Origin of the sequence: Nostoc sp. FACHB-152, assembly GCF_014697475.1 — a bacterium.
GTDB lineage: Bacteria > Cyanobacteriota > Cyanobacteriia > Cyanobacteriales > Nostocaceae > Nostoc_B.
Genome location: NZ_JACJRV010000094.1, coordinates 1 through 22,896, shown reverse-complemented (window position 1 = coordinate 22,896; position 22,896 = coordinate 1). Strand labels below are relative to the sequence as shown.

Below are 22,896 nucleotides of genomic sequence, written 5' to 3'. Positions count from 1 at the left end.
TTTTAAGTTCTGTGATTAAGCTGGCAGTCATTAGCACCCTGATTAAATACTGTTATCATTCTGATTCAACCATTTTTCTTTTGAGAATGAAACAGTCCTGCTTTCCAAGGGGGGTAATTCGACTTGTGTGTACACCGTAGCCTTGAATTTCACTAACTGAACCGTATTGGGTTTGAGCGTGTATATCTATCGCATTCTTTTTTCAAATTGGGATAAGTTGGGTTTTGTTCCTCAACCCAACAAAGCCGTGACAATGTTGGGTTTCACTACCCTTCTCCCAAAGGGAGACGCTACGCGAACGAGAAGCCACCTTCAGTGTCTACGTTTCACCCAATCTACGCAGATTGTTACGGTGTACACACAAGTCTGTTTCTAATAACGTAAAGGCGGAAGCTGCTACAGTTAAAACTATGTCACTAAAATTGACTGATTGGGATCAGGATTTACCTTCACAAGCAGATGAAGAATATCAAGCCTTAGTGCGGACTCTGAATTTTACAGAAGGGTTTGGCTTGTTATTTGTTCGCTGCTCTCCGGCTGAGGGTGAGCAGTTAATTAACAAAGTAAAAGAAGATATTTCCAATAAAAATATTCAAGTTCTACGACTTCAGCAAGCCGTAAGTAATTTATATGAAATAATTGATAATTTAGATAATAAAGCAGAAATCAATATTTTATTTATTACAGGTTTAGAGCATTCTTTCTATGAACATGAAGAATGTAAAAGCCTAACAGGTTGGAATAGTAAAGATATTTATTCATACAGTTGGAAGAGTGTACCACCGATTTTAATTAACCTGAATCAACAGCGAGAACGGTTAAAAGAAAACTTTAATATCTGTTTTGTATTTTTGCTACCGATATTTGCGATTAAATATTTTATTCAACGTGCGCCAGATTTTTTTGATTGGCGTTCTGGTTTATTTGAATTCCCTATAGATTCGGAAACTTTAGAGCAAGAGTCATCGCGCGTTATTCAGGAGGGAGGTTATGAGAAATATCTCACTCTCACAGCAGAAGAAAGAACTATAGAAATACTCAGAATTCAAGAATTAATTGCAGAAGACAATCAAACACCTGAACGACAATGTGATTTACTGATTAACCTGGGAAATTTGCATTTTGCTGGACAAAATTACCAAGAAGCACTCACCGCCTATGACAAAGCCTTGTCCATTCAACCTGATAAACACGAAGCTTGGTACAACCGAGGGATTGCGCTAGATGATTTAGGACACTTTGAACAAGCAGTTGCATCTTATGACAAAGCTTTAGAAATTAAACCTGATAAAGACCAAGCTTGGTACAATCGGGGGATTGCGCTACGGAATTTAGGACGCTATGAACAAGCAGTTGCATCTTATGACAAAGCCTTAGAAATTCAACCTGATGACCACGAAGCTTTGTACAATCGGGGGAATGCTCTACAGAATTTAGGACGCTATGAACAAGCAGTTGCATCTTATGACAAAGCTTTAGAAATTCAACCTGATGACCACGAAGCTTGGAACAGCCTGGGGAATGCGCTATGGAATTTAGGACGCTATGAACAAGCAGTTGCATCCTATGACAAAGCTTTGTCCATTAAACCTGATTACAAAAGTGCTTGGTACAATAAAGCTTGCTGTTATGCACTTCAAGGTAATATTGAGCAGGCATTAGAAAATCTACAACAAGCGATTAATCTCAGTCCTGATGAATATCGAGAAATGGCAAAAAATGACTCTGATTTTGATAATATTCGGCATGATGAGCGATTTCAAGCATTAATTCAAGGTTAGCTACTGAGCAATTAAATCAGTTATCAGTTATCAGTAGTCTGTAGCTTGTGTTATTGCTGAGGGTAAAATGACCTCAGGAAGCTACAGCTAACAAAAAGATGAATGGTCAATTGATTAAGCTGATTTATGAAATTGAACTTCAACCAGGGGAAAAACTGAATCTCCCAGAATCAATACTGAACAATATCGCTGCGGGAAACTGGGTAATCACTATCCAACAAAAAGCAGAAGTAACCGAATCTATCCGTACCCATGATGCTTTTTTGAACGGTTACGCACCAGAAGACGAAGGGCTTTACGATGATTATCTAAGCCGGTGAATTTTGGGGAGCAGATATTCCATTTACTAGCCAAGAAGGTTCTAAAAAACGGCCAGTACTTGTCTTGTAGTTAGACGGGGATGATGTTGTAGCAGCAGTAGTTACATCTACCAAACCACGCACACAAACTGATGTTACACTTAATGACTGGTCTGTTAGTGGCTTGCGTGTTCCTTCAACCGTGCGTTTATCTCGACTCGATAGTCTAGAAAAGTCTTTATTACTGGCGAAAATAGGGCAAATTTCTGAATCAGATGCCAAGCGTTTAAAAGAAGTATGGAATTTATATGTTAAGCCTCAGTTTTAAGTAAATTATCGTCTAATAAGCAACGACCTACTTATACCACTTCACTAAAATAATGAAACAGATCCAAACCTACTGAACCAGATTGCGGACTAGGTGCGATCGCCTGTAAGCTTCAAGAATAGCCAGCTAATCAATAATTTTCAGCGTCTCCCAGATCTAGTTTTCGGCTCCGTGACATAAAATAGAAAGTCTAAAACTCTCCAGCCAAGATACAATTCGATCTGGCAAAAGCTGTTAAAGTCCATAAATTATTTGTCGATTTGAAACCACCATATGAGCATTCACGAAATATTCATGCCGGCGCTTAGTTCCACCATGACTGAAGGTAAAATCGTTTCTTGGGTCAAATCGCCAGGAGACAAAGTGGAAAAAGGCGAGACAGTGGTGGTTGTCGAGTCAGATAAGGCAGACATGGATGTAGAAACCTTCTATGAAGGATATCTAGCCCACATCATTGTAGAAGCTGGTGGAACCGCGACTGTAGGTAGTGCGATCGCTTATGTAGCTGAAACCGAAGCAGAAATTGAAGCAGCGAAATCTATGGCTAACTCCGGTTCGGCTGCTGCGACAACACCTGCGCCCGAAAAAGTCCCAGCTACAGCTGCTGTCGGCGCACCCACCGCAGCCGCCCAAAATGGCAACGGTTCAAACCACAAAGAAGGTAGACTCGTTGCTTCACCCCACGCCCGCAAGCTGGCAAAAGAATTAAAAGTTGATTTAACAACCCTCAAAGGTAGTGGCCCCTACGGTCGCATCGTCGCTGAAGATGTAGAAGCCGTAGTAGGCAAGGCTAAACCAGCTGCAACACCAGTTGCGACCCCTGCACCAACTGTTGCACCAGTTAAGCCAGCTGCGCCTGCGGTAGCCGCACCAATACCAGCACCCGCCGCTAGCAGCGCAGTTCCCGGTCAAGTAGTACCTTTCACTACCTTGCAAAATGCTGTAGTCAAAGGTATGGTGGCTAGTTTATCTGCGCCTGTTTTCCGTGTAAGCTACACAATTACTACTGATGGTTTAGACAAACTTTACAAACAAATTAAATCTAAAGGCGTGACCATGACAGCACTGCTGGCGAAAGCTGTAGCAGTGACACTGCAAAAACACCCATTGCTCAACGCCAGCTACTCAGATCAAGGAATTGCCTATCACTCTGATATTAATATTTCTGTAGCTGTTGCAATGGATGATGGCGGATTGATTACCCCAGTATTGCGAAATGCAGATATGGTAGATATTTATTCGCTCTCACGTACTTGGAAATCTTTAGTAGACCGCGCTCGCGCCAAACAACTACAGCCTGACGAATATACGACTGGTACTTTTACTGTATCCAACTTGGGGATGTTTGGTGTAGATACTTTTGATGCAATTTTACCACCTGGACAAGGTTCAATTCTGGCGATCGGTGCGGCGCGTCCGCAGCTTGTTGCGACACCCGATGGTTTATTTGGTGTGCGTCAACAAATGCAGGTGAATATCACTTGTGATCACCGAATTATTTATGGCACTCACGCCGCAGCCTTCTTGCAAGATTTAGCCAAGTTAATTGAAACCAATCCTCAATCTTTAACGCTCTAATCTAAATCACTGAATTAATAAAAGTCAATCGATTTAAGATATCGAACTCACGTTAAAGTTCGCTGAGTTTTGAACCAAAAAATTAAAATTGGCTCAAATATGAGACTTGGATAATACAAAATCCAGGTCTCTATTTTTTTGGGCAGACTCAAGTATTATTACTGAACTTATCGTATTAAAGGCAACTATATGATTAAAACTGTCTATATTTCCAATAACAGCCATCAAGATTACGATTAGGAGATGACATGGCTTATAGCTATAAAATATTATCAATTGACGGCGGTGGTATTCGCGGTATTATCCCAGCAATTATTCTAGACGAAATCGAAAAACGCACAGGTAAACCGATTTGTCAGCTATTTAACTTAATTTCAGGAACCTCAACCGGAGGTATTTTAACAACTGCTTTGACTAAACCTCATCCCAGCTATCCCCTGCAACCACAGTATAAGGCTGAGGATTTGATTGACATATATCGCAAAGATGGAAAGCGGATTTTTTCGGAGTCATCAGTTACAAAAGCATTGAAAATAGATGACATTTTACGAGCTAAGTATTCTTCTAAAGGTAGAGAGGAAGTTTTAACAGAATTTTTGCAAGATACTCTGTTGAAAAAAGCACTAACTGATATTTTTATTACTAGTTATGACATTGAATTACGGATGCCAGTTTTCTTTGTCAATAATGTGAAAGACCAAAAATTAGGTGAAAACTTTCGTAAGATTTGTGATGGCTACACAATGAAACAAGCCGCTATGGCTACTTCTGCCGCCCCAACTTATTTCAAGCCTTACAAAATTGATACAGCCGATCCGACAAATAGCGGTTACTATGCCTTAGTTGATGGTGGTGTTTTTGCTAATAATCCTACTTCCTTGGCACTCATGGAAGCGTTGATTGCTTCTGCTAAACCAAATCCTCAAAAGCCAGAACAAAAACCTCTTAACATCAATGACATACTGGTAGTTTCATTGGGTACAGGTTCTCTGAATCGGAGATATAATTACGATCAAGCCGTGAATTGGGGGCTGATTCAATGGGTCGAACCATTGTTAAATATTACATTAGATGGCAATAGTGAATCAGTAGCTTGTCAGCTAGAACAATTATTACCCCAAGCTGACGGTTATCCTAAACAATACTATCGCTTCCAAAGGCAATTAACCAAAGCTAATGACAATATGGATGATGTTAGTCCAGCAAATATTGAACGACTAATATCATTAGCAAAACAGATTATTGAGCAACGAGATTCAGCATTGGATGAACTTTGTCAACAACTGACACAAGGATTAACTCAACAAGACCAATCAGAAGAAGCAGTCTTAGTTGGGATTTAAGTTATCAAGACACAATTCGATAGTGTAGCGATCGCACCATCCCCAAAATAGTAGAAATGCAATTAATTGTGTTTTTACTATTTTTTTGCTTATTTGCCGTCATCCATAAGTAATAAATAAGCAGGATTCTCTAATAACTATTTTTATCTCTGAATCGAGTAGTAAATAACTAAATAAATTTTTGATGCTATTAATAGAACTTATAATTAAACCTATACTTGCATTGTAATTGACATTATAGGCAGTGGTAATTCATCTCATAAATGCCAGCAAGTTAATTGATCAAGTGATAAATTATATACTAGCTTGATTAAAAGTCATAAGTGATGTTTTTGACCTTTATCTAAAATAACGAATGGCTGAAATCACGCTATAAGGTCAAATTTACCAAGTTTTTAATTAGATTGCAGATATAATAATTGTACAATAAATCACCTCAAAACTAAGTAAAGATAAGAGTATTTGCTTGATTTTTGACTGTAATAATTATTATATTTAGGTTCATTATTGGCAAAAACCTTATTAGTAATTTCACTATAAATCAGCCAAAATTAATTGTTAAAAGTGTTATAAATTGTACAAAGCAATTATTTTTTGATTTTTGAAATCTGCAATTTTTAATGCGATTTGAGTTAGGAAGTTTGTCTTAAAATCACACCACGGGTATAAGGCAGAATAATGGTTAACTCTTTCAAAACCCACCGTGAAATATTACGCCGACAAGTTTGGGGATTAGCTGCTTTACTAGCAGCGATTGTTGTAAGTTGGATGGCATATGCTTTTTATCAGCCAAAAATCCTCAAAGAACTGGAATTTGCCGAATTAGCAAGTTGGTTGGGAATAGTGCAAGGGTTAATGTGCGCCATTATTGAACCCTTGAGTGGTGAAATTTCCGATCGCATTCAGCAGCGTTTAGGTAGCCGCTTACCAATGATTAGCGTCGGGGTGGTGTTAGCCAGCTTAATTTTGATTGCTGTCTCGTTATTAGCACAACAGAATTTACCATTCGGGATGCGTTGGATTTTTCCGGTGCTGCTGACAGCTTGGGTAATCGTAATCATAATGTTTCGTGGCCCTGCGATCGCACTTTTAACTCAGTTTGCCTCCACAAATGAATTACCCCAAGCAAATGCCATCTTGGTGCTGGTTGTGGGAATCGTAGGAGCAATTGCACCATTGCTCAACGCTTTACTCCATAGCATGGGTGCATCGATTGCTTTTATGATTGGGGCGCTCGCTTTAATGTTGGGATCATATATTTTGCAACTATTCACTCCCAAACATTCTTTTAATCCATGTATCCGCAATCAGGATCAATTAGCTACAGTTCCAACTGCACTGTTAATAATAGTTTTTGCGATTGGTTTAGCCACTGGGTTTGAGATTAAACTGCTATTTTCTATTTTTCCGCAAGCATTACAAACTCAACTACCCGGATTGAATGTAGAATTTATTGCTTCTGAGATACTTTTAGTATCTGCGATCGCTTGCTTACCACTAGCTGATTGGGCAACAGATTTAGGTGCAAACAAGTCCATATTATTGGGGCTAGGAAGCATGACGGGCTTGATGGGCTTGACGGTATTAAATGATAATTACATCCTAGCGATCGCTTTAATCTTGGCTTTTGGTGTTAGTTTTAGTTTAGTTTTTGTCAGTATGATTCCCTTAATCTTGGCAAAAATACCTGCAAATCACGCAGGCTTAGGTACTGGCTTATACTTTGGTGGTACTGCTGGCGGAACTGCGCTCGTTTCTCTATTAATTAAACAAATCGGCTTAACATCAGTAGGTGCATTCTTATTAGCTGAAGTTGCCTTTTTGATAGTGACTGGATGTATTTTTCTGAGTAAAAAAATTGCTTGGCGTTAATTTATCAGGACTTACGCACTGAGATTGATTGTTGAGTTGAGTGTAAGAGTAAGGCTTACTCACACCGTACACCCCTACACCCTGGTCTAAAAAGTATTTCAATCCTGTTCCCTGTCACCTGTTCCCTACTATATGAGTTTCAGGCGGTGTTGGGTTAAAAAAGAAACATATGAAAATTACCAAACCCATCACCAACTGGTTAGAAAATCGTGCTTGTACCCCGACATATAGCGGTTGGGTACTTGCGGCGATCGCTGTTTGTTTTTTTGGCGCGGCTGTCAATACAATGGCAGGGTGGCTTTACGCTATTAGTGGTGTTAGTCTTGCACTACTAACGATCGCTGCAATTTTGCCACCGCGATCGCTTGTCGGTTTAACTGTCACCCGCCGTCCTTTGCAACCTGTCTCAGCCGGAGATGAGTTAGCAGTTGAGTTAGAAATTCATAATCACACAAAGCAGTCGGTTAGTTTGCTGCAAGTGGAGGATATCTTACCCTTCGTCTTGGGAACACCAAAAAGACAGGCTATTGACATCATTCATAGTCAAGATAGTTACCTTTGGGTATATTATCAACCTACTCAACGTCGAGGTATTTATCGTTGGCATAGTGTTGAATTATCTACTGGCGCACCTTTAGGTTTATTTTGGAGTCGTCGTCACCGACATTGTGCAGCCACCGCAATTGTCTACCCAACCGTATTACCTTTGACTACTTGCCCGTTAGTGGATGAAATGGGACAAGAAGAAAGCAAAAAAGGCGATTCTCGTCACCGACCTTTGCAGACTGCGACATCTGGATTAGTGCGATCGCTGCGTCCTTACCGAATTGGCGACCCGACTCGGCTGATACACTGGCGAACTAGCGCGCGCTATGGTGAATTGCAAGTTAGAGAATTAGAAATAGTTACAGGTGGACAAGAAATAGTTATTGCTTTAGATAGTGCTGGTAATTGGCAAGAAAATGAATTTGAGCAAGCAGTTATTACCGCAGCAAGTTTATATTTTTATACACAACGTATAGGAATACCAGTGCAACTATGGACAGCTGCGACAGGTTTAGTTAAAGGCGATCGCCTCGTTTTAGAAACTTTAGCAGCAACTGTATCCCAAGAAGATATAAGCACTCAACCAGAGCCGAGCTATCCTCTAATATGGTTGACTCAAAATCCCTTGACTCTATCTTCTTTACCACAAGGTAGTCGCTGGGTGTTATGGGAAAATAGTAGCGTCCCAGAGCAAAAATCCGCAGTAGTTAATCGAGATTATCCGGGAATTGTTGTGCAAAGCGAACACGAACTGCAAACCCAACTCCAAAAACCTTTACAACCATTATAAATTTATCACCTATAGGACTCATATTTGATTTTTGAAAAAAATCAGTACATCGTTACCTGCCTTCTTTGCTATTGCCTATTGCCTATTGCCTATTGCCTATTCCCTATTGCCTAACTACACAAGTAGTTCAGTAATCAAACCAGATTCCTATATGAATGCGTAGATGGGAACACAATAATCGGTTTGAATATTAGTGTGTATCTAAAAAAAAGCCGTGGAACGGCATATTCCACGGCTTTCGGTGTGGTGTGAGGAGCTTAACTATATATCATGATAAAGTAGCTAAATACTGAGCTACATACTCGTAACAATTTTGGTAACAGAATTATTTCCGCAATCTATAGAGCTATTCTTTTTTTAGAAAATAAAAACCGCAGAAAAATATAATTTCTACGGTTTTATAGTGTGGTGTGAGGAGACTTAACTAGTCTCATCATATAACCGTTTTAAATGTTAAAGTGACAAATTTAATAAAATTTGCAGGTAGGTGATTGTTTGATGACATAAACCTAAATTTTTAGGAGTTTTATTCTTTTTTTACTAAATTTTAGATGAGAGAGCCACCACAGCTAGAACCACTCCCAGCAGTACAACCATAGCAATAAGCAGCTGTTTGCACTTCAGAAATGAGGTTTAAATTATTAGCTGTAAGTAGTTGGGAAATCGTGAGGTTTTCTCCATGCGGATTTTTCGCAGGTAGATTCATCATCTGATTAAAATCACAATCATAAACATTCCCCAAATAATCTATAGAAATTTCATTACGGCACATTAAGTGATTAACAGTATTAGCATTGAAGTGCGACTCTAAAAACTGTAAATAGGGTATATAGAGTTTTTTACGTTCTAAATACATTTTTGTTCTACCAACTGGTAGATTAGTGATAGTAAACAGGTTATTAAACTCAACCTCAAAATTATTTTTTAAAAACTTTTTATAGGCTTTTTCTAAATTAGTCTGTTCTGGAGCTAAAGAAAACTTTTCATTTGCAGGTAACTGGGGATTATACACTAAATCTAAAATTAAGTTTTTGTCTTGTCCATAACCAACTTTGTTGAGCCATTGCAAGGCCTGGATGGATTTATCAAAAACACCCGTACCACGCATTTTATCAACATTATCTGCTAAGTAACAAGGTAAAGAAGCTACGACTCTAACTTGATTTTGGGCGAAGTATTCTGGTAAATCACCAAAGCCATCTTCAAAATAAATAGTTAAATTAGACCGAACAATTACCTGTTTATTAGTTTGTCTAGCTGCTGCGACTAAAGATTGAAAGCCATAATTTATTTCTGGTGCGCCACCAGTTAAATCAACAATCTGAATTTCAGGAAATTTGTGAATTAACTCAATTAATTGAGTGCAAATTTCTGGGGAAAGTTCTTCTGTACGTTTTGGCCCAGCTTCAACATGACAATGAACGCAGGCTAAATTGCAACGTTTACCTAAATTAATTTGTAAAACATTAATTTTGTTTTTTGTTAAAGGAGAATTTAATTTATCTTTGAACGCCTTAACTCTTGTATTTGGCGCATTAATTGGTTTAGTTTGCATAGGTTGAGCTTCCTGATAAAATTTAATCGGATTTTTTTAAAATTGCCAGAACAACTATTACTAAAAAAAGTTAAATTAACTTTTCTAACTCTGTAATAATCTATAGGCTATACCACTAGTAATTGCAGCAGTCGGTAAACTCACAATCCAGCTAATGAGAATTTGCAAAAATATATGCCAATTAGCTTTTTTTGCAATTAGACCTACACCGAATATAGAACTAACTGCAACGTGGGTGCTAGAAATAGGAATTCCTGAATAACTAGCCGCGATCGCCAAAAATCCAGTTACAATATTGGCTGATAAACCTTGAATAGAATTCATCGAGGTAATCTTTTCACTCATGGTTGCGGCAATTCTCTGGGAATTGAGCAAACCACCCAAAGCCATCGCCATCGCAATAGTTAACATTCCTCCTTGAATCGAAAAATAATCAATAATTAGAATAATTGAAACCAGCTTGGGGGTGTGATTTATTCCTCTTGTAAAACTCACAATTCCTGCGCTGAGGAAATGCAATGTATCTAAGATTTTTTGATTTTCTATGAGTCCATATTGCACATTGCAATATTCGACTAACTTATAAATTCCTGCTGCCAAAAAAATAGCAATGATGGGGCTAAAAATTAGCGGTAAGATAAAAGATTGCCACAAGGCATAAAAGTTAACTTTCATGCCGATCGCCACTAATCCGGCTCCTAGTAATGCACCTGTTAAACTGTGGGTAGTGGAGATGGGAAATCCTGTCAAAGCGGCAATTAAGACATTTACACCAGAGGCGATCGCCACAGCTAAATGAATTTCTGGCACATTAGCAACATTATCTGGAAAAATTCCTTGTCCAGTAAAGTTTTTCACTAATGTACCAGCCACAAAAATTGAAGCTATCGCCCCAGCAAAGGTTGTAATTGTCGCCCATAAAATCGCTGTTTGGTAGCTAGTTGTCCCAGAACCAAACAGCGTTGCTACACCTTTAAAATTATCATTTGCTCCATTAGAGTAAGCTAAAAATAGCGTAGCCAAAAATAAACTGATGATTAACATTTTCGGGGTTAAAATTTAACAGCAACCACCACCGTTATAATGCCAAGTTGAATCAGTAATTATGATTTCTCCTGGCTTATAAGCTGCCAGTTTAGCAGCAGTTTTATCACAAACGGCTGCGGGGATACCACGCTGGAGCAGATGACCTGCCCCGTCATCGAATAAAGATTCCGTACCACAGTAAATTGCTGTCTTGCCAGTAAAAATACAAGCACCATCATCAGGAATAGCCACTTTAAAAGAAACTGAATCAAGACTTTCTAGAAGTAGATTTTCTTCTAAGTTATAAGTCTGAGCATCCAGTAACCTATAAGGACGACGAGCGCGAATTTCAATTTGGCCAAAGCCAGCATCTATAATACGTTGAGTATATTCTTGGTAAGTGAGTGCGCCTGATAAACACATAGCTCGTAGTCGTTCATCTTGTTGAAGATGAACAGCTATAGGACGGGTAGCGATCGGATCGCTCATCTGCAAACGTCCACCTGGTTTTAGCACCCGATATGCTTCTTTTAACGCATAACTTAAATCTTCTGGCTCAAAAATGTTAAACAGGCAATTCTGGGCAAGAATATCAACAGAAGCATCAGCTACAGGCAAATTAAAAGCATCACCTTCCCGAATATCCACAAAACTGGTGTCAAACCAGGGATTTTCCGTAGCCGCAATTTCTAGATTACGTATAGCTGCTTCTCGCATCGCTGCAACTGGCTCAACAGCAATTACAGCACTAGCACGGCGAGAAAAATAAGCAAATTGCAGTGCTTCTAAACCACCGCCAACGCCTACATATACTACAGTTGGTTGGTTTGTAAGTTCCGTGGGGTGAACAGTAGTTCCACAACCATAGTTCATTTCCTGCATCGGCAAAGGGATTTTCAGCCCTGGTAGTTGTAAGGGCGAAGTTTGTACACAACAAAGCCCTACTTGTGGTGTCTGGGCTACTTCACGGTAAAATTCTGCTGCTGTTTCTAAATAGGTCATTCCAGTCTTGATATGGTGCTAGGTTGTGGCATCTGTGTGCATCCTAATATAACTAACTATCATTTAAATGAAATTCTGCTGAGAGGGGAGATGACCTTTAAATACTTAAGTAATCTTGATTGGTAAACAAAAGTTCCACAGAGTTAGGAAGTAGGAAGTAAAAATATACTTTCTTTACAGACCGACTGATCACGCTAAATAATACTTATAAGTTGTACATATATAAATTTACATTCGTTACAAACTCAACTTATCATTAATAATTTGGTTTATTTCTTTCGATTTCATGGAAATTTAAAATACATCTAAAGACATAAAAAAACTTTAAATATTTTATTTACAATCTCTTCTTCAGATAGTAGTTTTTTCATATTCAACAGCATAATCTAGTTCTCGAAGATATAGAACAAAATACTTTTCTTTAAAGAGGACATTATTTATGGCTAATGAAAAATCTAATAAATCTGTAGATTCATCAGAACGGGCAAAAGTAGATATGTATGATAGACATATTGTACCTGCTGAAACTGCTGCTCGTAGGGAAAGAGAGGGAGATTTATACAAGACAAAACCTACAGAAGAAAGAGAAGCAGACGCAGCTACTGATGACCAAACCGATGCACAAAGCATCCACACAACAGACGGTTATACAGTAGATAAAGAAGGTTTATTAAACAACTACGCAGTAGAACCAGAAATGTATTACGAAGTTCCTGGCGATGCGCGGCAAGAAATAGTAGAAGATGAGGCACAACGCATCGATGAACTTGAAGATGTAAATGAAGATAAAGAAGGCGAGTTAACAGAAGAGGGTGATACACGCGGCAGAGGGCCAGGAATAGTTTAGTAAATAACTCTTACTCGCCCATTCTTTTATAAAACTCCATCCCCTTAACCTCTTCCCATTTGTGGGGAGAGGTTTTATTGAATTTTGAGTGCTGCTTTTCCCAGAGATTTACAAATAACATCATTTTGGGGAGTGTGAATTCGACTACACAAAACATCTCGATAATGTCTTTCTAATGGATGCTTTCTTGTTAGTCCAGGATTGCCAATAAGTTCTAAACCAATTTCTACTGTACGAATCGAGTTAGTTGTAGAAAGATATTTTACAGCTTGTGCCTGTAGTCCGACATTCGGTTCATAATTTCCAGTTTCAACTTCTTGCGCCAAACCATAAATTAGTTTGCGGTTAGCATATAACAGTGCTTCTATTTCGCCCACAGCTGTTTGGAAACGTGGTAGGTTAGCTAGTGGCGTTCCTAAATTAGTAGGAGTGCGATCGCCAAGATATTGAATTAACCAATCTCGCGCAGCTGTCGCAACTCCCAAATACAAAGCACTCAAGGTCAAACTGTTCCAAACAGCAGTCATCAAATCTGGGGGTAATATAGCCGAAACAGGGCGAATATCTAAAGCATATTCATGGGGAATTAAGACATTTTCTAAAATTAAATCATGGCTGCCTGTAGCTCTCATACCCATATGATCCCAAGTCTCGACAATTTGCAAGCCGGGCAAATCACGCGGAACTAAGAAATTTCCAACTTGGGGTTGATCCTCAGTTGTCCTTGCCCAGACAAGAAAGTAGCGCAAGATAGGACTGCCAGTGGTGTACTGCTTATGACCTGTTAATCGCCAGCCTGTGGAAGTTTTCTCTGCTATTGTTGCTGGTAAACCACCTCTAGCTGGCGTGCCTAATTCTGGTTCAACACGCGCTGCATTAATTAAGGCAATATCTGCAATCGACTCAGAACATACCCTTTGATAAACTTCAGGATGCCAACGGCGATCGCGATTTGCTTTAGCGTGTTGCAGATAGTGCATATTCAATACTAAAGCCGTGGAAGCATCACCACGGGCTATCCCCTCAATAACTTGGCAGATACTAGCAAGGCCTAAATCCTCACCTCCCAACTCTTGGGGAATAGTTAAACTCAGCAGTCCCGCGTGATGCAACGCTGTAAAATTCTCGAAGGGAAATGAACCCTCTTTATCATGAGTTGCTGCACGGGTGGCAAAATCTTTCGCCAGTGTCTCAACCCGCTCAAAAAGTGTGGGGGAAGTTTCTAAGCTTTGGTTGCTCAAGGTTTTTGACACTATTTGCTTCATCTGTAACATGATATAGGAATTCGGTTTGATTGCTGAAAGTACTTGTGTAGTGAGGCAATAGGCAACAGGCAATAGGATACAAAAAAGAGAGAAATATACTGATTTTTTTCAAAAATAAATATGAATCCTATATATCTAATTAAATCGCCTTGAAGAGCTAATTTGTAAAGGAAATCCCTTAATTTATTTTTAGTTATTTTTATTACTTTCTTCTAATAAGCAACATTTGATGTCCCGCTAATACTTTTGTTCTCACCTTGACATAGCAAGGGTTTTACAATATCTACAAAAGCTATTACTAATCATTTACGAATTAATACTGTTAAATAAAATTTAATCTTGATCAATTATTACAATACAAGCTTATTACTTGAGCGATCCCACCAGCCAAAATAGTTCGCCTACTGATTCACCGTTGTATTTACAAGAACGAAGTATAAAAACATATCAAAAAATCTTAGTAGTTGCTGATCAAAAAACCAGGGGTGGGCATGATAAGGTTTAAATCCATCCTATTCTGTTCGCGCTTCTCATCATGCATCTACACTATTTAGAACCCAAACACCTTGAAGAATTAGTCAAGGGCAGTAGTATAGATTTACACCTAGCGCAGATGAATTTTAAGTCTCTTCAAGGTGCGATCGCCTACGAATATCTGTTAATTTCTGAACTACTTCCTCGCACCAACACAGGCATGGTAAAAAGTGGTTGGTTGCAGCGTTACAGTCATATCACCGCAGGCGGTTGGTGGTGTGCAGGACTAGATCCGCTAAATAATTGGCAATCAATGGAATGGGGATGCTTTAAGCCAAACCAACCCCGCCTCAAAGATAATGGCAAAGCAATTAAATATGAACATCCTCCCAGCACACCCACAAGGGTATTTTGCTTGCGAGTGACGCTGGAAGCGTGGCAAGAAACTGCCAAACGTTACAATCTCAACTTACCTGTTAATATCAGCGTTAATGCTAACGGAGAAGCAGTTGGTTTTTGGCAATGGGTGACAGAACAGAACATCCCCATGATTATCTGCGAAGGTGCAAAAAAAGCGGCTGCACTGTTAACCCAAGGGTATGCTGCGATCGCAATTCCTGGAATTACCAGCGGCTATCGAGTTGTCAAAGATGGATTTGGTAAAGTTACCAGTCGTCAACTGATTCCTGACTTAGGGTTGTTTGCGACTGCAAAACGCCACATATATATATGTTTTGATTTTGAAACTCAAGCAAAGACTATAGCATCTGTAAATAATGCGATCGCGCAACTTGGCTGCTTATTCCAAGAAAAAAATTGCTTAGTCAAAGTTATAGAACTACCAGGGCCAGAAAAAGGCGTTGACGAGCTAATTGTTGCGAAAAATAGTAGTGCTTTCGATAAAGTTTATCGCCAAAGCGTCGATTTAGAAATTTATCTAGCGCACACCAAACCACATACAGAGTTAACGATTCCGGCTGCTCTCACAATCAACCGCCCTTATTTAGGCGAAATAGCTTTTCCTAACTCCGGATTAGTAGGGGTGAAATCAGCAAAAGGTACAGGTAAAACGACTGCTTTACAAACTATTGTCAAACAAGCTAAAAACCAAAATCAACCTGTATTATTAATTACCCATAGAATTCAGCTTGGAAAATTTCTATGTGACAAAATTGGTATTCAATGGGGATTAAATACTAATAATTTTTTGTCTTCCTTTGATAAAAAAAATCCTGAGTCTCTCGGATTATGCATTGATTCTATTTGGAAGATTAATTCAGATAATTGGCAAGGTGGAATAGTTATTTTAGATGAAGTAGAGCAATTATTATGGCATTTATTAAATAGTGAAACTTGTAAAAATAAGCGTGTTAAGATTCTCAAAAACTTTCAGAAATTAATTACCACAGTCTTAAAATCTGGAGGTTTGGTAATCGTTCAGGATGCTGATTTATCAGATGTATCATTAGAATATTTACAGGGTTTATCAGGAACTAAACTAACACCTTGGATACTAGTAAATCAATGGAAACCTGAGCGCGGATGGGATATCACTTTTTATGATTCACCTAACCCCACACCTTTAATTCACCAATTAGAGTTAGATTTACTCGCAGGCCGTAAATGCTATGTCACTACCGATAGTCGGTCTGGAAGATATAGCTGTGAAACTATTGAAAATTATCTCAAAGAACGGTTAGAAAAATTACGTTATCAATTTCCTAACAGCTTAGTTATTAGTAGTCGCACTACTAATACACCCGGTCATGCAGCAGTTGAGTTTGTAGCAACTATTAACCAAAAAATTGCGGATTACGATACTATTTTTGTTACTCCTAGTTTAGGAACAGGTATTAGTATTGATGTGCAACATTTTGATAGAGTTTACGGCATTTTTCAAGGCGTAATTCCCGATTCAGAAGCACGACAAGCATTAGCAAGAGTGCGAGATAATGTACCTCGAATTGTTTGGTGCGCTAAAAGAGGAATTGGTTTAATTGGTAGTGGTAGTACAAACTATCGTTTACTATCTGATTGGTATCAATCTAATCAAAAAGAAAATTTAGCCTTACTTAGCCCACTACATAAAATAGATGTAGATTTGCCTTTAGTATATGACCCAATTCATTTACGTACTTGGGCTAAGTTATCTGCTAGAGTTAATGCTTCTATTCGCCTTTACCGTCAGTCTATGCAAGATGGTTTAACTACTGACGGACATCAGATTTGGCTGCGGAGTAATGCAGTTCACAATAATATTATTCGAGATTTACGTTTAGCATTTTTAGCAACTGACGTTAATGATTTAGCAACACGCAAGAGATTAATTTTAGAAATTGTCAAAGTCCAAAGAGACTGGACAGATAAGCGTCAAAAAGCTAAAGATATTAAAAGTCAAATGAAAGAAATAAAGCAAAAAAATCAATTAGCTACAGCCAAGATTGTTGCTGAAGCCCAAGATATTGATTATGTAGAATATCAACAGTTATCATTTAAAAACTCTCTTACTGATGCAGAGCGTAATCAAATTCATAAATACACACTCAGACAAAAGTATGGAGTAGAAGTTACACCTTCACTCAAGCTAAAAGATGACCAAGGCTATTATGCTCAACTGTTGATTCACTATTATTTAACCCACGAAAGTGATTATTTTCATGTTAGAGATCAGCATGAATGGCAACAACAATTACTTTGGGGTGACGGAAAAGTTTTTTTACCAGATCTCAAAACTTATACTGTCAAAGTTGAAGCCATGAGAGCTTTAGGAATGGTAGAGTTTCTCGACCTAGCAAGAACTTTTACTGAAAATGATGCTGATTTGCTCTGGTTGCAAGATGTCGTTTATCAGCATAGTAAACATATCAAACGAATTTTAGGAATTAACTTAGTTAGGGAAGAAGAAATAAATTCACCAATTAAAATACTTAGTAAATTACTCAAGTTATTAGGATTGAGGTTAAAACCTGTTAAAGAAGGTTATCAACTAGACCCTGAAAGTTTTTACGATGGTAGAGAAAATATATTTGCGGCTTGGTATCAACGAGATGAGTTGATGTTAGCTAATCTTAAAGGTATACAATTGGGAACAGCAAATTTATCAACCAGGAAGTTTGAGCCTGTGCAACAGTCTTTCTTAGCAAGTTTATCAATCAGATGAATTCCTCAATGCTATAACTGCATTTTGTCCACCAAAGCCAAAGCTAAAACATAATATATTTTGAATTGGGCTTTTTTGTGGAGTCATCACAAAATTTAAATCAAATTCTGGTTTCTGCAAGCCGACACATGGAGGTAAAATTTGTTGCTGCAAAGCTTGCAGAGAAAAAGCAATGCCTAAAGCTCCTGAAGCTCCTAGTGTATGACCTGTAGCACCTTTAGTAGAACTTACGGCTACTTTTTTGGAAAATAACTGTTGTATGACTTTGCTTTCAATCCGGTCATTTAACTGTGTAGCTGTACCGTGAGCGTGAATATAATCAATATCGTTTGGTTTTAGATTGCTGCGTTCTAGACATTGTTTAATAGCAGCGATCGCACTTTTGCCATTTGGTTCTGGCTGGTTGGTATGATATGCATCTGCGGTAAAACCAAAGCCTTTGATTTCACCATAAACTTTGGCTTGGCGTTGTTTGGCTAACTCGGCTGACTCTAAAACCAACACCGCACCACCTTCACCCAAAACTAAACCTTCTCGCTGCACATCAAAAGGATAAGCACCAGTCTTAGCTAAAGCACCCATCTGCTGAAATCCGCAGATAGTTAGCGGTGTAATTGGTGCTTCGACTGCGCCAGCAATTGCTCGGTTACATTGCCCAGTTTGGATTAAAAAAGCTGCTTGAGAAATAGCCCAAATTCCAGTTGCACAAGCCGCCATCGGTGCAGAAATTATTCCAGTTGCACCAATTTGCCTTGCAGCTGCGATCGCATTCATATGGGGTAAAGTATCTAACCAATTTTCTAATGAGCAATTGGTATCTTTCCCATACATTTGTCTAGCCAGCAACTCCCAAGCACCTTGATGGCTCCGACTCGAACCAATCACTACAGCACAATCTGGTAAAGGGGAACTCAAGCCAGCATCTTTTAATGCAGAAGCAACAACTAGCTGGTTGAGCATATTTAACCGGGCTGGTTGTTTACCAATCAAGCCTATAGGAACTGATTCAAGTTCTGGAAATGGTTGCTGTAATTGAATTCCTGATGTACCTGCTAGTAAATTTCGCCAGCTATCCTTTAAACTTGTGCCTAAAACGGAGATTAAACCAATACCAGTGACAACAACCTTAACCAATTTTGTGAAGTGTAAAGTCTGAAATATGAAGTGTGAAGTAAGACATTTCCTGTTGTGCTGGAGTGCGTAGGCACACCCGACTGGAAATTACGTAAACACGATAGCAGTTTGCCGCAGGCTACCACAGAAGCGCGGAGAACACATAGGAAAAGAGTATCACTTGTCTTATTGCTGCTGTTGCAACCAAACTACTAAATCAGCTTCCGAAGTGAAATCTAGTAAAGCTTCTGCCAAATCCTCTAATTGAGTTAATGATAATCCCCGCAATTGCTCTTGTAATTCTGGAGTAATTGCACCAATTCGCCTTGTTAAGAGACGCTGGATTATTTTCAATTCTCCTTGTTGCAGTCCTTGTTGTATCCCTTCTTCCATCCAACTAGTAACAATTTGCATAACTACCTTTTGTTGAGTTGGTTCAAATTGGGCAATTTCCGCCTGGAATATTGCATTTTCTTGGGCATTTAGCCGTAGATAGCTGTCAATAAAGCCAGAAATCAATTGTGTTCGTGCTGGATCTAAGCGCAAGGTAGCCAAAAGACGCAGACACTCAGATTTTACTCTGGGACAGTCTTGTGGCACTATGTTCATCTTAGCCATCAACGCACCAGCTACGGGATTTTGCTGTTGCAGATATTCTCGCCAATTCAAGCGATTTAACTGAATCACATCATAGTTGAATTGCAAGACTACTTTATTGGGAAATGCAACTTGATGAAAATCTGGTTCGGCTCTTTTGGGGCGATCATAAGAAAATAAGGCAATGGGATAAACTGGCAAGCCGTATTTTTCATACAATCTGGCAAAGTAGCGATACATCCGCAAATCAAATGCTTCTTGATAATAAGCTTGATGTTCTAGATGTACTAAGAAAAACGATTCTTGCTCTCTAAATTTTGCTTTTACTACTATATCAGTTTCATATTTTTCGCCAGCCGTAACATCAGTAAATACTTCTTTATCAAGGAAGGTGATGGTGTCTCTTTCAAGATAAGCCGTAATTTCTGGCAAGAATAATTCGATAAATTCCCAGAAGAAGGTGGTTAACAGTTCTTTGAACAGGCGATCATGGTCTATCATGTCAAATTTATACCATTTCATATACCTGCGGCAGGCTGTACCTCCGCAGGTATCGCTGTTTTTAAGGTAGACGCGATCGCGGAGCGTTCCCAAAGAGTTGATTTACCACAGAGATGCAGAGTCAGAAAAGAAAATAATCAGAATTTCGCTAAGTTTTGATTTTCTTTGCGAATGCGTCAATCATTAACACCAGTATAATAAAAATTTTACATTGTTTAATACCTCTTTCATGAGTATTCAAGACTCGCTAATGAGTATCAAAAAATCATAATTATCGTTGATAGGTGAACCTCAGTATGGCAGAAACGCCTCAACGTTTCCTCGAAAAAATCCGAAAAGCGAAAGAGCAGAAGCTTAAAGGATTAGATTTAAGCAATGATTGGCGTAATGATGACAACGAAAAATTAACACATATTCCTATTGAGGTGTTTGAACTGGAATGGTTGGAGATTTTGGATTTAAGCTACAACAAAATCACGACAATACCAGAAGCAATCGCCCATCTACAACAACTCACTATTCTGAATATAAGGAACAACCAAATCACGACAATACCAGAAGCGATATCCAGCCTGAAACAACTAACTTTCCTAGATTTAAGAGGCAACCAAATCACGACAATACCAGAAGCGATATCCAGCCTGGAACAACTCACAACCTTAGATTTAAGAGGCAACCAAATTACGGCACTGCCAGAAGCTATTGCCCGTCTCCAAAAACTTAAATACCTGGATTTTAACAGTAACAAAATTACAACACTGCCAGAAGCGATTACCAATCTGCCACAACTCGAATATTTAGGTTTAAGCTATAACCCCATCAAAAAGCCGCCGCCAGAAATTGCTGCACAAGGTATTGCACGAATTAGAGATTATTTCCGGCAATTAGAGATAGAAGGCCCAGATTACCTGTACGAAGCCAAGTTACTCATAGTCGGTGAGGCAGGTGCAGGGAAGACAACACTAGCTAAAAAGATTGAAGACCAAAATTATCAACTCCAAGAAGAAGAATCTACTAAAGGAATTGAAGTGAGCCAGTGGGGTTTCCCAATGGAAAACGGACGAAAATTTCGAGTCAACATCTGGGATTTTGCTGGGCAAGAAATTAACCATGCTACCCATCAATTCTTTCTTACAGAACGTTCTCTCTATGCTTTAGTAGTTGATAATCGCAAAGAAGACACCGATTTTTACTATTGGCTAAATGTTGTAGAGTTACTAAGTAATAACAGCCCAGTATTAATTATTAAAAATGAGAAGGGTGATATATCTCGTGAAATTAATGAACCACAATTACGAAAGCAATTTTATAACCTCAAGGAAACCTTAGCAACCAACCTAGCTAAAAATGACCAACGTTTAGATAATGTCATCCGACAAATCAAGCATCATATTACGTCTTTACCCCACTTGGGTATACCACTACCTAAAACTTGGATAAAAGTTAGAGAAACTTTAGAAAGTGATCTACGTAATTACATTAGTTTGGATGAATATCTAAACATCTGCCAGCAAAATGGTTTTACTGAACAAAAAGACAAATTGCAATTAAGCGATCATCTCCACTATTTAGGAGTCTGCTTGCACTTTCAAGATGACCCTATCTTATACAATACTCTGATCCTCAAACCCAAGTGGGGTACTGATGCAGTTTATAGAGTTTTGAACGATAAACAAGTAATTAACAACTTGGGCAGATTCACCTTGCAAAACTTAAAAGAAATTTGGTATGAGCAAAAATATGTCCAAAAGCAAGGTGAACTTTTGCAATTAATGAAAAACTTCAAGCTATGTTACGAAATTCCCAACCATCCCAAAATTTACATTGCACCACAACTGTTAACTGCAAAACAACCCGAATATCAATGGGATGAAACGAATAATCTTATCCTCCGTTACACCTATGAATTCATGCCCAAAGGTATCATCACTCAGTTCATCGTTACCATGCACGATTTAATTGATGTGACGGACGGACAACAAGTTGTCTGGAAAAGTGGTGTAATTCTCAGCCAAGATGAAACAAAAACAAAAGCAGAAATAATTGAATATTACGACAACAAAGAAATTAAAATCAGAGTCGCAGGTACATACAAAAGAGATTTGATGACAACAGTTACATACGAACTAGACAAAATTCATCAATCTTACAATAAGCCACCTAAGTACGACAAATTAATTCCTTGCAATTGTATTACTTGTAAAGACAATCAAGAACCTCACTTTTATAAATTTGAGAACTTGCGGCAGCGTGTAGTTAATCAGAAATACCAAATTGAATGTGATAATCTACCTTACGAAAAAGTCAATATCTTGAGCTTAATTGATGATGTGATGCATAGAACAGAACTAGGACAGGATAAAATTAGAGATTTTGTATCTCATTCCTCCGTTACTTTTGCAGGAAATATCGAAAAAGTCGTAATTCAGAATTCAATCGAAGGGAATAACATTATGACAGAGCCACAAAAACCAGAAGATTCTTCTAAATCAGAAGTTCAAGTTACACTACCTTGGGCTTTTAGAAATGGAATGTTTTATTCATTTGTATTTGTAATCGTATTTACTACAATTGGTGCTTTAGGTGGTTTACTACCATTTCATTATTTAGCTTTAACGATTATTGGTACAGCTATATTTATTATCTTAATTGGCGTTTTACAACTGCGACAAGATGACCGTCTATCTGAGAAATCTTTTGTAGATTTAACAAAAATGGTAAGTAGAACGACATAAAAAAACCAAACTGTGTGAAGATAAGTAAATAAAGTCGATGTATCAAGCACGGTAACAAAGGTATGGGTAGCCGTTTAAGGGTAT

15 protein-coding genes and 1 pseudogene are annotated in these 22,896 nt (G+C 38.5%); 10 read left to right on the top strand and 6 right to left on the bottom strand.

Features of this window, described 5'->3' with window-relative positions; genetic code table 11:
- Positions 1-410: 410 nt before the first annotated feature.
- The 7 genes and pseudogenes from H6G76_RS31965 (at position 411) to H6G76_RS31935 (ending at position 8,537) form a co-directional block, all read left to right on the top strand.
- Entirely contained in the window at positions 411-1,781 is a 1,371-nt protein-coding gene (locus tag H6G76_RS31965; RefSeq protein WP_190709881.1) for a tetratricopeptide repeat protein, read from the top strand.
- 98 nt (positions 1,782-1,879) lie between these two features.
- Positions 1,880-2,101 (top strand): hypothetical protein, encoded by a 222-nt coding sequence (locus H6G76_RS31960; RefSeq protein ID WP_190709879.1) that lies wholly within the window; start codon positions 1,880-1,882, stop codon positions 2,099-2,101.
- A gap of 142 nt (positions 2,102-2,243) precedes the next feature.
- Positions 2,244-2,408, top strand: a pseudogene (locus tag H6G76_RS38320) (PemK-like protein); the annotation flags it as partial.
- 273 nt (positions 2,409-2,681) lie between these two features.
- Positions 2,682-3,986: a dihydrolipoamide acetyltransferase family protein gene (locus H6G76_RS31950; protein WP_190709876.1), complete on the top strand. Its 1,305-nt coding sequence runs from the start codon at positions 2,682-2,684 to the stop codon at positions 3,984-3,986.
- Positions 3,987-4,234: 248 nt separating this feature from the next.
- A complete protein-coding gene (locus H6G76_RS31945) occupies positions 4,235-5,329 on the top strand; it encodes a patatin-like phospholipase family protein (RefSeq protein ID WP_190709874.1) in 1,095 nt (364 codons plus the stop codon).
- Between the two features lie 678 nt (positions 5,330-6,007).
- A complete protein-coding gene (locus H6G76_RS31940) occupies positions 6,008-7,201 on the top strand; it encodes an MFS transporter (RefSeq protein WP_190709872.1) in 1,194 nt (397 codons plus the stop codon).
- A gap of 169 nt (positions 7,202-7,370) precedes the next feature.
- On the top strand, positions 7,371-8,537 hold the full coding sequence (locus tag H6G76_RS31935) for a DUF58 domain-containing protein (protein WP_190709870.1): 1,167 nt from the start codon (positions 7,371-7,373) through the stop codon (positions 8,535-8,537).
- 547 nt (positions 8,538-9,084) lie between these two features.
- On the opposite strand, the gene arsS is transcribed toward H6G76_RS31935, so the two are convergent.
- From arsS to arsM, 3 genes are all read right to left on the bottom strand, one after another.
- Positions 9,085-10,092, bottom strand: coding sequence for an arsenosugar biosynthesis radical SAM (seleno)protein ArsS (arsS, locus tag H6G76_RS31930; RefSeq protein ID WP_190709869.1), 1,008 nt, complete (start codon positions 10,090-10,092; stop codon positions 9,085-9,087).
- Positions 10,093-10,176: 84 nt separating this feature from the next.
- A complete protein-coding gene (locus H6G76_RS31925) occupies positions 10,177-11,136 on the bottom strand; it encodes an inorganic phosphate transporter (protein ID WP_190709867.1) in 960 nt (319 codons plus the stop codon).
- 15 nt (positions 11,137-11,151) lie between these two features.
- The gene (gene arsM / locus H6G76_RS31920; protein ID WP_190709865.1) at positions 11,152-12,120 is read right to left on the bottom strand and encodes an arsenosugar biosynthesis arsenite methyltransferase ArsM; all 969 of its coding nucleotides are present in this window, start codon (positions 12,118-12,120) and stop codon (positions 11,152-11,154) included.
- Between the two features lie 439 nt (positions 12,121-12,559).
- Between arsM and H6G76_RS31915 the strand changes: the two genes are divergently transcribed.
- Positions 12,560-12,967, top strand: coding sequence for a hypothetical protein (locus tag H6G76_RS31915; protein WP_190709863.1), 408 nt, complete (start codon positions 12,560-12,562; stop codon positions 12,965-12,967).
- Between the two features lie 74 nt (positions 12,968-13,041).
- On the opposite strand, the gene H6G76_RS31910 is transcribed toward H6G76_RS31915, so the two are convergent.
- Complete coding sequence (locus tag H6G76_RS31910; protein ID WP_397333886.1) at positions 13,042-14,232, bottom strand: acyl-CoA dehydrogenase family protein; 1,191 nt, start codon at positions 14,230-14,232, stop codon at positions 13,042-13,044.
- Between the two features lie 535 nt (positions 14,233-14,767).
- Between H6G76_RS31910 and H6G76_RS31905 the strand changes: the two genes are divergently transcribed.
- Positions 14,768-17,866, top strand: coding sequence for a plasmid replication protein, CyRepA1 family (locus tag H6G76_RS31905; RefSeq protein WP_190709859.1), 3,099 nt, complete (start codon positions 14,768-14,770; stop codon positions 17,864-17,866).
- Here H6G76_RS31905 and H6G76_RS31900 read toward each other — a convergent pair.
- On the bottom strand, positions 17,855-19,000 hold the full coding sequence (locus H6G76_RS31900; protein ID WP_190709857.1) for a beta-ketoacyl-ACP synthase: 1,146 nt from the start codon (positions 18,998-19,000) through the stop codon (positions 17,855-17,857). The two genes, H6G76_RS31905 and H6G76_RS31900, sit on opposite strands and share 12 nt — an antisense overlap.
- A 165-nt stretch (positions 19,001-19,165) precedes the next feature.
- Positions 19,166-20,077 carry a DUF4351 domain-containing protein gene (locus H6G76_RS31895; RefSeq protein ID WP_190709882.1) on the bottom strand — a complete coding sequence of 304 codons (912 nt, stop codon included), beginning with the start codon at positions 20,075-20,077 and terminating at the stop codon, positions 19,166-19,168.
- A 296-nt stretch (positions 20,078-20,373) separates the two neighbouring features.
- Between H6G76_RS31895 and H6G76_RS31890 the strand changes: the two genes are divergently transcribed.
- Positions 20,374-22,812 (top strand): COR domain-containing protein, encoded by a 2,439-nt coding sequence (locus tag H6G76_RS31890; RefSeq protein WP_190709855.1) that lies wholly within the window; start codon positions 20,374-20,376, stop codon positions 22,810-22,812.
- The last annotated feature ends 84 nt before the right edge of the window (positions 22,813-22,896 follow it).